Genomic DNA, 13,263 nt, shown 5'->3' on the forward strand with positions numbered 1-13,263 from the left:
CGCGCGTGCAATCTCGTGAGGCGCGGGTCGGGTCGATCGGCCACCGTGCCCGGGGCCGGGCCCGCCCCCCGCGAGCGGCGCTCGACGATTTGCCTAGGCAGAGGTTCTGCGCCGGACGCGGGGGCCACACGGGCAGGCCGGACCGGGGCCGGGCCCGACCACCCCGAGCGGCGCTCGACGTTCCGCCTAGGCAGAGGTTCCGCGCCGGACGCGGGGGCCACACGGGCAGGCCGGACCGGGGCCGGGCCCGACCCCCGCGCGCGGCGCTCAACGATTTGCCTAGGCAGAGGTTCTGCGCCGGACGCGGGGGCCACACGGGCGGGCCCGACCGGGGCCGGGCCCGACCCCCGAGCGCGGCGCTCAACTATTTGCCTAGGCAGGGGTTCGGCGCCGGACGAGGGGGTCACCCGGGCAGGCCGGACCGGGGCCGGGCCCGACCACCCCGAGCGGCGCTCGACGTTCCGCCTAGGCAGAGGTTCTGCGCCGGACGCGGGGGCCACACGGGCAGGCCGGGCCGCGGGCGCGGGTCAGCGGGCGCGGGCACCGGGTCAGCGCGCGGGCGCAGCCGTCGAGCGGCGGACCACGAGCTCGGGGCCGAGCGCCGCGACGGGCGCGTCGTCGCCCGCGAGCACCGCCTCGACGGTGGTCATGAGGCGACGGCCGAGGGCCTCGAAGTCCTGGCGCACGGTCGTCAGCGGCGGCACGAAGTGCTCGGCCTCGGGGATGTCGTCGAACCCGACGATGCTGACGTCACGGGGCACGACGAGCCCGGCGTCGACGTACGCGTGCACCACGCCGAGCGCCATCTGGTCGTTGCCGCAGAACACGGCGGTCACGTCGTCGCGCCGGGCGAGCTCGCGGCCGATGCGATGACCGGACCCCGGCGTCCAGTCACCCCGGCACAGCAGGCTCGAGTCGACCCCGAGCCGGGCGCACGCCTCGCGCCACCCCCGCTCGCGGTCGCGTCCGTCCATCCACCCGTCGGGCCCCGCGACGTGGGCGATGCGCCGGTGCCCGAGCGCCGCCAGGTGCTCGACGGCGGCCTCGGCCCCGGCGGCCTGGTCGAACGACACCGTGTGGTGGCCGTCCTCGGCCTCGCTGTCGGCGGTCACCAGCGGCACCGAGACGTCGGAGCGCCGCAGCACCTCGAGGGCCTCGGAGTCGGGGGCGATCAGCACGATGGCGGCGACGTTCTGCCCGACCAGCGAGTCGAGGGCCTGACGCATGCCCTGGCGGTCGTCGACGTCGAGCGTGGCCATCGACACCTGGTAGCCGGCGCGGCGGGCGGCACCGTTGAAGCCGTGCATGGTGCTCGACGGCCCGTAGAACGGGAACCCCGTGCTGATGACGCCGAGCGACCGGGTCTTGCGACTGGCCAGGGCCCTGGCCGTGAGGCTCGGCCGGTAGTTCAGGTCGTCGATCGCGGCGTCGACCTTGGCCTTCGTGGCGGGCCGGACCGTCGGGTCGCCGTTGACGACCCGCGACACGGTCTGGTGCGAGACGCCGGCCGCGGCCGCGACGTCGAAGAGGGTTGCCACGAGATGATCCTATTTCGGTTCGGTTTGCGGACGACGGTGTCCTGCGCGGCCGACCCGCGCCTCCTGCGGTCCGACCGGGTGCCCGCCCGGGGGCGGAGAGACGAGGAGGCGCGGCTCCCGTCACCGGGAACCGCGCCTCGTCGACGGGTGTCGCGTTCGTTACTTGCCGGACGAGGCGGCGCGACGCTTGTTGAAGACGTCGAACGCGACCGCGGCGAGCAGCACGAGGCCCTTGATCAGGGACTGGTACTCGGTGCCGACGCCGAGGATCGACAGGCCGTTGTTCAGGATGCCGATGATCAGACCACCGATGATGGCGCCCGTCACCGTGCCGATGCCGCCGGTGACGGCGGCGCCACCGATGAACACGGCCGCGATGGCGTCGAGTTCGAACCCGGTGCCGGCGCTGGACGCGGCGAGGTTGAGCTGGCTGGTGAAGACGATTCCGGCCAGCGCCGAGATGACGCCCATGTTGACGAACAGCAGGAAGGTCACGCGCTTGGTCTTGACGCCCGAGAGCTCGGCGGCGTGGACGTTGCCACCGATCGCGTAGACGTGACGACCGAAGACCGAGTTCTTCATGACGGTCGAGTACACGACCACGAGCACGGCGAGGATGACCAGCACGATCGGGGTGCCCGAGTAGCTCGCGAGCAGGAACCCGACGTACATGACGAGCGCGACGGTGAAGACGAGCTTGGTGACGAACCACAGGAACGGCTCGTCCTCGAGCTGGTACTTGCGACGGGTCGCACGACCGCGCAGTCCGGTGCCGATCAGGGCGATCGAGGCGACGGCGCCGAGGATCAGCGTCAGGGGCTCGTAACCGGTGGTGCCGAAGGCCGGCAGGAAGCCCGAGCCGATGTTGCGGAACCCCTGGGGGAACGACGAGATCTGGGTGCTCTGCAGGGCGATCTGGGCGGCACCGCGGAAGGCGAGCATGCCGGCCAGGGTGACGATGAACGCCGGGATGCCGAAGTAGGCGATCCAGAACCCCTGCCAGGCACCGACCAGCGCGCCGAGCACGAGGCAGAGGACGACGGCCAGCGGCCAGGGAAGGCCCCACTGCGTGATCATGACGCCGGCCATGGCACCGGTGAAGGCGACGACCGAGCCGACCGAGAGGTCGATGTGGCCGGCGATGATGACCATCACCATGCCGATGGCCAGGATCAGGATGTAGCTGTTCTGGACGACCAGGTTCGACACGTTGATCGGTGCGAGCGTGATGCCGTTCGTGGTGATCTGGAAGAACAGCACGATCACGATCAGCGCGATGAACAGGCCGATCTGACGCAGCTGGCCGCCGAGGTACGAGACCGCGCTGACGATCGGGTTGCCCCCGGAGCCGGACTGCGGCTGACGGGACGTGGGCGACCCGCCGGTGGGCTTCGGGTCGGTGGCCTGGGTGGGGCTAGGCGCGCTCATTGACGGGGCTCTCTCGTTCGAGGGTCATGTACTTCAGGAGGAACTCGGGGGTCGCCTCGGCGATCGGCACGTCGGCCGTGATGCGCCCCTCCGAGAGGGTGTAGATGCGGTCGCAGATGCCGAGCAGCTCGGGCAGCTCGGACGAGATGACGATCACGCCCTTGCCCGCGTCCGCGAGCTGGTTGATGATCGTGTAGATCTCGTACTTGGCACCCACGTCGATGCCGCGGGTGGGTTCGTCGAGGATCAGCACGTCGGGGTCGGCGTACATCCACTTCGACAGCACGACCTTCTGCTGGTTGCCGCCCGAGAGCTTGCCCGTCACGGCGGCCACGGTCGGCGCCTTGATGTTCATGCTCTTGCGGAAGCGCTCGGCGACGGTGCTCTCTTCGGACCGGTTGACGAAGCCCCAGTTCGCGAGCTTGCCGAGCGCCGAGCCCGACACGTTGCGGGTGATGTCGTCGATCAGGTTCAGGCCGTACTTCTTGCGGTCCTCGGTGGCGTAGGCGATGCCGGCCGCGATGGCCTTGCTGACCGTCGAGGTGTCGACCTCCTGGCCGCGCTTGTAGACGGTGCCCGAGATGCCGGTGCCGTAGCTCCTGCCGAAGACGCTCATCGCGAGCTCGGTGCGTCCGGCACCCATCAGCCCGGCGATGCCGACGATCTCGCCGGCCTTCACGCTGAGGTGGGCCTGGTGGATGATCTCGCGGGTCGCGTCGAGCGGGTGGTGGACGGTCCAGTCCTCGATGCGGAGGAGCTCTTCGCCGACCGTCGACTCGTGGGCCGGGTACCGGCTCTCGAGGTCACGGCCGACCATGCCCTTGATGATGCGGTCCTCGGACACCTCGTCGGCGTGCATGTCGAGGGTCTCGATGGTCTTGCCGTCACGGATGATCGTGACCTTGTCGGCGATCGCCTTGATCTCGTTCAACTTGTGGCTGATGATGATCGACGTGATGCCCTGGCCCTGCAGGCTCTTGATCAGGTCGAGCAGGTGGGCCGAGTCGTCGTCGTTCAGGGCGGCCGTCGGCTCGTCGAGGATGAGGATCTTCACGCGCTTCGACAGCGCCTTCGCGATCTCGACCAGCTGCTGCTTGCCGACTCCGATGTCGACGACCTTCGTGATCGGGTTGTCGCGCAGCCCGACGCGGGCCAGCAGGCCGGCGGCGTCGAGGTTGGTCTTGTTCCAGTCGATGAACCCGCCCTTGGCCTGCTCGTTGCCGAGGAAGATGTTCTCGGCGATCGACAGGAACGGGCTGAGGGCCAGCTCTTGGTGGATGATGACGACGCCCGCGGCCTCGGAGTCGTTGATGTTCTTGAAGTCGACGGGCTGGCCGTCGAGCAGGATCTGGCCGTCGAACGAGCCGCTCGGGTAGACCCCGGAGAGCACCTTCATGAGCGTCGACTTGCCGGCGCCGTTCTCGCCGCAGATGGCGTGGACCTGGCCGCGCTCGACCTCGAGCGTGACGTCCTGCAGGGCCTTGACGCCGGGGAACGTCTTGGTGATCTCCCGCATCTCGAGGATCGTGTTCGCCACGTGTTCCTTCTTCCGTGTGTCGGGTGGGTGCTGCTGGGGAGCAGAGGAACGAGGAGGCGCTGGTCGGCGACCGGCGCCTCCTCGGTTCTCGGGGGGAGGGACCTACTTGAGGTCGGCCTCGGTGTAGTAGCCGCTGTCGATCAGGACCTCTTTGTAGTTGTCCTTGGTGACGATGGTGGGCTGGAAGAGGTACGTCGGGACGACCTTCTCGCCGTTGTCGTACGTCTTGTCGTCGTTCGTCTCGGGCGTCTTGCCGGTCAGCAGGTCGTCGGCCATCACGACGGACTGGTCGGCGAGCTGACGGGTGTCCTTGTAGATGGTCGAGTACTGCTGGCCCTCGATGATCGACTTGACCGACGCGGCCTCGGCGTCCTGGCCGGTGATGATCGGCAGGGCGTCACTCGAGTAGCCGGCACCCTCGAGCGCCGAGATGATGCCGATCGAGATGCCGTCGTAGGGCGAGAGGACGCCGTCGAGCTTGGTGCCGCTCGAGTAGGTCGAGGCGATCAGGTTCTGCATGCGCGCCTTGGCGGTGGCGGGGTCCCACTGCTGCGTCGCGGCCTGCGTGAACTGGTCCTGGCCGGAGCCGATGGTCAGCGAACCGTCTTCGATGTAGGGCTTGAGGGTGTCCATCGCGCCGCTGAAGAAGAAGTTGGCGTTGTTGTCGTCGGGGCTGCCGGCGAAGACCTCGATGGTCTTGGGCGAGGCGCCGTCGACCTTCTTGCCGTCCGCGTCGACGAGGCCGAGACCGGTCAGGAGGCTGGTGCCCTGGTCGACGCCGACCTTGTAGTTGTCGAACGAGACGTAGTAGTCGACGTTCTTGTTGCCCGTCAGCAGGCGGTCGTACGAGATGACCTTGATGCCGGCCTTGGCGGCCGAGTCGAGCTGGTCGCTGAGCGAGCCGCCGTCGATCGAGGCGACGATGAGCACCTTGGCGCCCTTGGTGATCATGTTGCTGATCTGCTGGACCTGCTGGGGGATCTTGTTGTCGGCGTACTCGAGGTCGACCTTGTAGCCCTTGTCCTCGAGGGCGCTCTTGACGGCGTCGCCGTCCTTGATCCAGCGCTCGGACACCTTGGTGGGCATCGCGACGCCGACCAGCGCGCCGGCGTTGTCGCCGCTGCTGCTGCCGCCGGCGTCACCGCCGCGTCCGCCGGCACCGCCGGAGCAGGCGGCCAGGGAGAATGCCATGCCGACGGCGACGATGCCGACGAGGAGCTTTTTCTTCACGGTTGTTCCATTCGTGTCAGGTGTCATCTCGACGGCGTCGTCGATGACGGGTGGTGGTGCTGTGGAGGGATCACTGTGGTGCAGGCACGCGACGACTCGGGAGGTCGGGGACGTGCCGGGCCGACGGGTGCGCGAGGCGTGCCCGTCGGGGCCGAGGGGACGTCAGGCCGGGGCGGCCGCGAGGAGGCGCGGGGCGGGCGACGTGCGGAGGCCGGGCCGAGCGGCCGGGCGGGGTGCGGTGCTGTTCACGGTTGACCTCTTCGTCAGGAAACGTGTGGCGGGGGCGTCACGGAGTGGTGCGTGATGGTCCGTCGCGAGGACGGTCGAGCGCTGACCTGAGAATGTGAGCGCTCACATCGGGTGGTGCGGGGCAATACTGAACGAGGTCCAGGTGCTTGTCAAGTCGATGCGCCGTCGGCGTGTCGCGGCAGGATTTACACGTTCGCCACACGCCGTTCACGCGCATGAGCGGTCGTCACGTCACAGTGTGGCCATGATCACCGCGACCGCGACCGTCCACACGGCGCACGACGCCGCCGGCCTGTTCTGGTTGTCGCGTCGCCTGCTGGCCGAGCACCGGGCCGCCCGGGTCGACGTGGGCCAGTACCTGGTGCAGCTCGCCGACGCGGGCACCGTGCTGCTGACCGAGCTGCCCGACGCGCTGCGCTTCGACGTCGTCGTGCGCGACGAACTCGCGGCCCGCCGGACCCGGCGTGCCCTCGAGGCCGCCCTCGAGCGCTGCCTGCCCGGCACGGTGTCGGCGATGACGTGGCAGACCGAGGCCCTCGCGGCGGGCGCCGAGGTCGCCTGAGCCGTCCGCACCGCGTGTCGTGCACGGCACCGCGTCTAGACGGGGTGCCGTGCACGAAACGCGGTGCGGAGCGGGTGGGGCGGGCCGGGCGGGCGGGCGGGCGGGACAGGGCGGGTGCCGCGGCTAGAAGGCCGTGATGGTCCAGCTCGCGGTGTGCGCCTCGCCGGGGGCGAGCAGCACGAGGTCCTCCCCCGAGTTGAACGCGTCGGGCGGACAGGTCATCGGCTCGACGGCCAGGCCCACGCGGTCGTTCTCGGGTTCGGGCCGGTCGGCGGTGTGCACCTGCACCCAGGGCAGCTCGCGGCCCCACGACATGGTGACGCCGTGGCCGTCGCGCGCGGTGACCGTGGCGGCGACCCGCGCCTCCCGGGCCTCGGCTGACCCGCCGTCGCCGGCGCCGTCGCCGCCGCCGAAGGCGAGGCCGGTGAAGGCGTGGTCGACGAAGAGGTCGCCGATCGCGTGCCCCTCGCGGAAGTCGAAGCCCTCGCGGTCGCCCACCGGGCGGGTGCCGACGGGCACGAGGCGGTCGTCGGTGACCTCGAGGTAGCTCGCGGCGGGCAGGTCGAGGGTCCAGTCGTCGACGCGGCCGTCGCCGGCGACGAGGTACGGGTGCGGGGCCGTGCCGTAGGGCGCCGTGCCCTCGCCCACGTTGCGGGCCGTGACGGTCGTGGTCAGGCCGTCGTCACCCAGCTCGTAGACCACGGTGAGCGCGAGCCGCCAGGGGTAGCCGTCGCTCGGCACGAGGACGAACGAGGCCGACGCCCGGGCGGCCTGGGCCTGGTCGAAGCTCCAGTCGGCCCAGTGCACGAGGCCGTGCAGGGCGTGCCCGCGCTCGACCTCGTTGAGGGCCAGCTGGTGCTCGACCCCGTCGCGCTCGTAGCGTCCGTCCGTCACGCGGTTCGGCCAGGGGGCCAGCAGGGCGCCCCGGAAGCCGGGCCGGACCCGGTCCGCGGCGAACGGCACGACGAGGTCGCGGCCCTCGAAGGTCAGGGCACGCAACGTGGCCCCCACCGCGGCCAGCTCGGCGCGGTAGCCGTCGCGCTCGAGCACGACCTGGGCACCCGAGACCGGGACGGGCGAGGTGGCGAGGGTCGCCGTGGGCGGTGCCCCCGGCGCGGGCTCGACCACGGGCGCGGTGGTGCCGGGCACGGGGACGTCGGCGACGGGGGTGGGTTCAGACATGGGCGGGCTCTCCGAGGACGGACGCGGACAGGAACGCGTTGCGGAAGCGACCCTCGGGGTCGACCGACTCGACGTGGGCGGCGAAGTCGCCGAGGCGCGGGTGCACCCGGCGCAGCTCGGCGTGCGTCGCGGTCGACACCTTGCCCCAGTGCGGGCGGGCGTCGAAAGCGCCCAGCACGCCCTCGATCGCGGGCAGGGCGGCGAGCACGTCGGCCGGCCGGCGGTGCCAGGTGAAGTGGAAGGCGACGCTCTGACGGCCGCTGCTCGGGCTGATCCACGCGTCGTCGGGGGCGATTGTGCGGATCTCGCTGACCATCAGCACGTCGGCGAAGGTGTGGGCGATGCCCCGCAGCCCCTCGATCGCGGCCGCGGCGTGCTCGGCGGGCACGAGGTACTCGCTCTGGATCTCCTCGCCGGCGCTCGGCGTGAAGTCGAAGCGGAAGTGCGGCAGGCGTTCGAGCCACGGGCCGGCCACGCCGCCCTGCTGCGTCACGGCCGCGGTCTCGGCCCCGGGGATCATGTGCGTGGTCGCGTCGGCCCGCACGGCGCCCAGGTCGCGCAGGTCGAGCCCGACCTCGTCGCCGACGCGGTGCTTCGACCAGACCTGGTCGACCCCGTCGCCGTCGTAGCGCGTGAAGAAGCTCAGGCTGTAGGCGCTGGCCAGCACGGCGTCGAGGTGCTCGAGGGCGGCCTCCCAGGGCAGCCCCTCGACGATCGTCTGCTCGACGTCGAAGGTCGGCACGGTGTCGAGCTCGAGGGCGGTGACGACGCCCACCGCGCCGAGCGAGACCACGGAGGCGCCGAACGCGTCGTCACCACGGCGCACGGTCTCGAGGCTGCCGTCGGCCCGCACGAGCTCGACGGCGCGGACGCCGGCCGAGAGGGCGGGGTTGCGGACGCCCGAGCCGTGGGTGCCGGTCTGGACCGCGCCGGCCACCGAGATGTGCGGCAGCGAGGCCAGGTTGTGCAGGGCGAGGCCACGGCGCTGCAGTTCGCCGGCGAGCGCGGCGTGCGTCGTGCCCGCCCCGACCCGGACGGAGCCGGCGGCGGTGTCCACCTCGACCGGGGTGGCGAGCGCGTCGAGCGACACGAGGGTGCCGTCGGTGTCGGCGACGCGGTTGAACGAGTGGCGAGACCCGAGGGCCTTCACCCGACGACTGCCGGTGACGACGTCACGCAGTTCGTCGATGCTCGTGGGGCGACGCAGGTCGGTCGTCGAGTACTCGACGTTGGCGGCCCAGTTCTGCATGGAGACTCCTTCGGCTCGGGGTGCTCCGTCGAGTCTAGGCGCGCCGCCGGGGTGTCGTGTGAGCGCTCACTTCGCCTGCCACCCGAGCAACGGCCCGAGTCGCTCTGCGGCGTCGGTGAGCACCTGCGTGTACTCGGCCAGGCCGAAGTCGAACGGCAGCTTGACGATGAGGTCGTCGACCTCGCGCATCGCCGCGTTCTCGCGCAGCTGCTCGGCGATCCACTCGGACGGGCCGACCAGGTCGCGGTCGAACATCATGCCGCGGGGCCCGTGCGCCACGGTGGTGCGGTCGCGACGGGAGGACGCGTAGGCCTCGTACGCCGCACGCTGCCCGGCGGTGGCCGTGTCGGTGGGCAGCACGACCGCGCCCTTGGCGACCCGCGCCTCCTGACCCGCCGGGTGGGCCGCGCGGAAGGCGCGGATCTGCTCGAGCTGCGACGCGGCGAAGCGGGTCGGCTCGACCGGACCGGGCGCACCGGCGAAGCTGACGTTGCTGATCAGCATGCCGAGCCCCTGCCGGCCGGCCCACTCGGCCGACCGCGGACTGCCCGCGCCGTACCAGACGCGGTCGGCGAGTCCGGGGCTCTGCGGCTGCACCCGGCCCGTGTAGACCTCGATGCCCTCGGTGCCCTCGAACGCGCTGACCTGCTCGCCCCGCACGAGCGAGAGGAACTTCTCGACCCGGGCGTACGAGAAGTCCTGGTGGTCGACCGCGTCGCCGTAGAGGTGCGGGCCGACCTCGTCGTAGCCGCGGGGCTCGCCCACGCTCACCCCGAGCTGCAGCCGACCGCGCGAGAGCACGTCGACGGTCGCCCAGTCCTCGGCGAGGCGGAAGGGGTTCTCCCAGCCGAGCGGCATGACGGCCGTCCCGAGGGTCAGCCGTGAGGTGCGCTGCGCCGCCGCCGAGAGGAAGGCGACCGGCGACGAGATGCCGAACTGCAGGTGCCGCGTGCGGGTCCAGCCACCGTCGAGCCCCAGCGCCTCGGCACGCTCGAACAGCTCGAGCCCCTGCTCGAGGCCGGCCGTCGGGTCGGCGCCCTCGAAGGCGCCGATGGTGAGGAACCCGAGGCGGCGCAGCGGTCTCGGGGCGACGGACGGCGAGGACGGCGACGAGGAGGCGGTGGTCACCCGTCGAGCCTAGCCAGACGACGTCGGGTCCCCCGTCGCGTCCCCCGTCCCCCGTCTCGCGTCCCCCGGACTGGGGACCGCTCCACCCCCGTACTGGGTGGCCGTGCCCCGTTGTCCCCCGGCCCCGGGTGGGGTTCGCTGGACGGAGCCGTTCGAGAGCCACGCGTCGACGACGACACGACCACGGACGACACCACGACTTCAGGGGACACCACCACGATGGATACCGCAGAGCCCGACACCGGACGCCCGGGCACGACCGACCCGTCGGACGCCGCCACCACGTTCGACGCGGCCGCCACGACCGGCACCCGGCCGGCCACCGCGACCCGGGCGGTCCGTGTCCGCCCCGAGCGCGTCACGCGGGTCCGACGACCCGCCACCTTCGTCCTGTCGTGGCTCGACGTGCCGAACGACGGCACGGACCCCGGCCTGCCCCTGGGCACCTGCCTCGTGCTGCGCACGGTCGGCCGCTCGGCGCGCGACGTGCTCGTCGACCTGCCCGGCGGACCCGTCCGCGGCCGCGACCGGCTTCGCCCGGGCACGATGCTCGGCATCGCGACCCCGGTCGAGCTCGACGCCCTCGTCGCGCTCGGCACCGTGTTCGTCGAGTGGTCGGACGGCCGCGGTGGCAGCCGCACCACCTGGCTGCGCGTGCCGCCGGTGCCCGCGCGCTACCGAAGCCCCGCCGCCCGCTGACCCGGCCGCGCCGCGCCTCCTGACACCACCGCGTCTCGCGTCGGCACCGCGCCTCCCCGGGTCAGCGTCGGTAGGCCGCCGCCGGGTGCGTCCCGGGCAGGCGGGGCCCGCCGCCCGTCAGCCGCTCGCGCAGCGTCTCGCCCGGCACGTACGCCTCGCGGAGCCGACCACGGCGCCGCAGCTCGGGCACGACGAGCTCGACGAAGTCGGTCAGCGTGTCGAACGAGTGGTACTGGCGCAGGTTGATGCCGTCGATGCCCTCGTCGTCGAGCCAGCGCTCGATCTCGTCGGCCACGACCGTCGGCGTGCCCGCGACGAAGAACGTGCCGCCCCAGGCCTCGTCGACCGAGTCGATCAGCTGGCCCACCGTGATGTCGAGGGGCAGCGCGGCCGCGCCCGGGTGGTCGAGCCGTCCCTCGGCCTCGAGTGCCTCGCGGACGCTGCGGTCACGCGGGTGCGACGGCGCGTCGAACGGGATGCTGCGGTGGACCAGCTTGCCCTGCTCGCTCGCGAACGACCGGTAGAGCGCGAGCTTGTCGGCGACGACCTCGTCGGTCTCGCCCGTGACGACGCCCGCCTGCACGATGAACGAGACGTCGTCGGCGGAGCGCCCGGCCAGGACGGCGGCCTCGCGGGTGGCGGCCCCCACCGCCTTGACGGCCGGACCGCCGGTGAACACCACCTCGGCGTTGCGGGCCGCCTGCTCGACGCCCTTCGGCGAGGCCGTCGCGAGGAAGAGCACGGGCGTCCGCTGCGGCGACGGCTCGCTGAGGTGCGGGCCGGCGACGCGGAAGTGCTCGCCCACGTGGTCGATGGCGTGCACCTTCGACGGGTCGGTGTAGACGCCCGAGCCGGGGGCCAGACCGTCGGCGGTGGGGTCGGCGACGACCGCGTCGTCCTCCCACGAGCCCTCCCACAGCTTGTAGAGCACGTCGAGGTACTCGGCGGCCCGGGCGTAGCGCTCGGCCTTCGGGATCTCGGCGTCGAGGCCGAAGTTGCGCGCGGCGTTCGGCAGGTACGACGTCACGACGTTCCAGCCGACGCGGCCCCCCGTGAGGTGGTCGAGCGTCGACATGCGCCGGGCGAACGCGAAGGGCGGCTCGTAGCTGGTCGAGAACGTGATGCCGAAGCCGAGGTGCTCGGTGACCGCGGCCATCGCCGGCACGACCATCATGGGGTCGCCGTTCGGCGCCTGGATGCCCTCGAGCAGGGCCGGCGCCGGGCTGTCCCCGAACACGTCGTACGCACCCAGCACGTCGGCGAGGAAGATCGCGTCGAAGCCGCCCCGCTCGGCCAGGCGCGCCAGCTCGAGCCAGTAGGCGAGGTCCTTGTACTCGCTGCGGTGGTTGTGCGGGAGCCGCCAGAGGCCGTGCGTGATGTGGCCGACGCAGTTCATCTCGAACAGGTTGAGGATCAGCCGCTTCTTCGGGGCGGGGGCGTCGACGGCGCCGGTGGCGGTGGCGGCGGCGGACGGGTCGGTGGTGGCCGGGTCGGACGCGGCCGGGTCGGCGGACGGGTCGGATGTGGCCGGGTGGGTGGCGGACGGGTCGGACGCGGGGGTGTCTGCGGTGCTCACGCGTCCTACTGTGCCGCACCGCGCCTCCTCGTCCACCGGGCGGCGACGCCGTGTTGCGCATGGTCTGGGCTCTTCGCACCGCGTTTCGTGCACCGCACCCCGCCTAGTCGCGGTGCGGTGCACGAAACGCGGTGCGGGGCGAGGCGTGCGGGGCGAGCGGTGCGGTGCGGGGCGCGAACCGGGCGGCGTCAGCCCTCGCGGATCGTCGTCGTCACGTCGACGAGGCTCGGATCGGCGGGCGCCGAGCCGAAGCCGAAGCGGACGGGCGGGTCGAGCGGCGCGAGCGCCCCGAGCGGCCGACCGTCGAACCGGGCGTCGACCGCGACGACGCGGCGGGCGAGCGTGACTCCGTAGTACTCGCGACGTCCGCCGCCGGCCGTGCCCGCGGTGCGGGCCCCGGGCACGAGCAGGCGCGCCACCGGGTCGATCAGCGTGAGCCAGCCGGGCCGGGTCGCGAACGCCGCCGGAACGAGGCGCAGCAACCAGCCGAGCGGCGACACGGGCCCGATCTCGAGCGACAGGTCGAGCACGTCGTCACCCGAGGCGTCGGGCCCGGCCGACACCCGCAGCGTCCGGTCGACGCCGCGCCACGAGACCGGCTGCACCCGCACCTCGTCGAACGTGTACGTCGACGAGACGTAGTCCGCCACCGCCTGCGACGGAGCGAGCAGTGTGCGGTGGCCGTCGGCGGCCTCGACCATCACGTCGACGAACCGCCCGAGCGGCGAGCGGTTCCAGAGCCCGACGACGACCCGCGTGCCGGAGGTCGTGCCGAAGCCGGCGATGCGTCCGTGGAACCTCTGGTCGGGGGCCGCGCTGTTCATCGTTCGACCGTACGCCGACGGCGCTGCACGCACCGCGCCTCCCGAGGGCCCGTCGGTCGCG

The 13,263-nt window shown here is 72.2% G+C and carries 11 protein-coding genes; 2 read left to right on the plus strand and 9 right to left on the minus strand.

Annotated features, from left to right (window positions below; translation table 11 throughout):
* Positions 1-548: 548 nt before the first annotated feature.
* From ABID81_RS10490 to chvE, 4 genes are all read right to left on the minus strand, one after another.
* Entirely contained in the window at positions 549-1,538 is a 990-nt protein-coding gene (locus tag ABID81_RS10490) for a LacI family DNA-binding transcriptional regulator (RefSeq protein ID WP_354594754.1), read from the minus strand.
* A 159-nt stretch (positions 1,539-1,697) separates the two neighbouring features.
* Complete coding sequence (mmsB, locus tag ABID81_RS10495; RefSeq protein ID WP_354594755.1) at positions 1,698-2,966, minus strand: multiple monosaccharide ABC transporter permease; 1,269 nt, start codon at positions 2,964-2,966, stop codon at positions 1,698-1,700.
* Positions 2,953-4,503 (minus strand): multiple monosaccharide ABC transporter ATP-binding protein, encoded by a 1,551-nt coding sequence (mmsA, locus tag ABID81_RS10500; protein WP_354594756.1) that lies wholly within the window; start codon positions 4,501-4,503, stop codon positions 2,953-2,955. Before mmsA ends, mmsB begins: the two co-directional genes overlap by 14 nt.
* A 102-nt stretch (positions 4,504-4,605) precedes the next feature.
* Positions 4,606-5,733: a multiple monosaccharide ABC transporter substrate-binding protein gene (gene chvE / locus ABID81_RS10505; RefSeq protein WP_502915208.1), complete on the minus strand. Its 1,128-nt coding sequence runs from the start codon at positions 5,731-5,733 to the stop codon at positions 4,606-4,608.
* Between the two features lie 493 nt (positions 5,734-6,226).
* Here chvE and ABID81_RS10510 point away from each other — a divergent pair, with 493 nt between their 5' ends.
* Positions 6,227-6,544, plus strand: a complete 318-nt coding sequence (locus tag ABID81_RS10510; protein WP_354594757.1) for a hypothetical protein — start codon at positions 6,227-6,229, stop codon at positions 6,542-6,544.
* Positions 6,545-6,667: 123 nt separating this feature from the next.
* Here ABID81_RS10510 and ABID81_RS10515 read toward each other — a convergent pair whose 3' ends face one another.
* From ABID81_RS10515 to ABID81_RS10525, 3 genes are all read right to left on the minus strand, one after another.
* Positions 6,668-7,726 carry an aldose 1-epimerase family protein gene (locus ABID81_RS10515; protein WP_354594758.1) on the minus strand — a complete coding sequence of 353 codons (1,059 nt, stop codon included), beginning with the start codon at positions 7,724-7,726 and terminating at the stop codon, positions 6,668-6,670.
* Positions 7,719-8,975 carry an FAD-binding protein gene (locus ABID81_RS10520; RefSeq protein ID WP_354594759.1) on the minus strand — a complete coding sequence of 419 codons (1,257 nt, stop codon included), beginning with the start codon at positions 8,973-8,975 and terminating at the stop codon, positions 7,719-7,721. The genes ABID81_RS10515 and ABID81_RS10520 overlap by 8 nt, the downstream gene beginning before the upstream one ends.
* 66 nt (positions 8,976-9,041) lie before the next feature.
* On the minus strand, positions 9,042-10,103 hold the full coding sequence (locus ABID81_RS10525; RefSeq protein ID WP_354594760.1) for an LLM class flavin-dependent oxidoreductase: 1,062 nt from the start codon (positions 10,101-10,103) through the stop codon (positions 9,042-9,044).
* 219 nt (positions 10,104-10,322) lie between these two features.
* On the opposite strand from ABID81_RS10525, the gene ABID81_RS10530 reads away from it, so the two are divergent.
* Entirely contained in the window at positions 10,323-10,802 is a 480-nt protein-coding gene (locus ABID81_RS10530; protein ID WP_354594761.1) for a hypothetical protein, read from the plus strand.
* A 61-nt stretch (positions 10,803-10,863) separates the two neighbouring features.
* Here ABID81_RS10530 and ABID81_RS10535 read toward each other — a convergent pair whose 3' ends face one another.
* Both ABID81_RS10535 and ABID81_RS10540 read right to left on the minus strand, forming a co-directional pair.
* The gene (locus tag ABID81_RS10535; protein ID WP_354594762.1) at positions 10,864-12,378 is read right to left on the minus strand and encodes an NtaA/DmoA family FMN-dependent monooxygenase; all 1,515 of its coding nucleotides are present in this window, start codon (positions 12,376-12,378) and stop codon (positions 10,864-10,866) included.
* A 188-nt stretch (positions 12,379-12,566) separates the two neighbouring features.
* Positions 12,567-13,202: a hypothetical protein gene (locus ABID81_RS10540; protein WP_354594763.1), complete on the minus strand. Its 636-nt coding sequence runs from the start codon at positions 13,200-13,202 to the stop codon at positions 12,567-12,569.
* Positions 13,203-13,263 lie beyond the last annotated feature (61 nt).

Origin of the sequence: Frigoribacterium sp. PvP054 (assembly GCF_040547465.1) — a bacterium.
Classification (GTDB): Bacteria; Actinomycetota; Actinomycetes; order Actinomycetales; family Microbacteriaceae; genus Frigoribacterium.

Bases quoted from the DNA above. Each gene is read 5' to 3' on its own strand.
- mmsB (WP_354594755.1), bottom strand. From the start codon at position 2,966: ATGAGCGCGCCTAGCCCCACCCAGGCCACCGACCCGAAGCCCACCGGC.
- ABID81_RS10510 (WP_354594757.1), top strand. From the start codon at position 6,227: ATGATCACCGCGACCGCGACCGTCCACACGGCGCACGACGCCGCCGGC.
- ABID81_RS10515 (WP_354594758.1), bottom strand. From the start codon at position 7,726: ATGTCTGAACCCACCCCCGTCGCCGACGTCCCCGTGCCCGGCACCACC.
- ABID81_RS10520 (WP_354594759.1), bottom strand. From the start codon at position 8,975: ATGCAGAACTGGGCCGCCAACGTCGAGTACTCGACGACCGACCTGCGT.
- ABID81_RS10530 (WP_354594761.1), top strand. From the start codon at position 10,323: ATGGATACCGCAGAGCCCGACACCGGACGCCCGGGCACGACCGACCCG.
- ABID81_RS10540 (WP_354594763.1), bottom strand. From the start codon at position 13,202: ATGAACAGCGCGGCCCCCGACCAGAGGTTCCACGGACGCATCGCCGGC.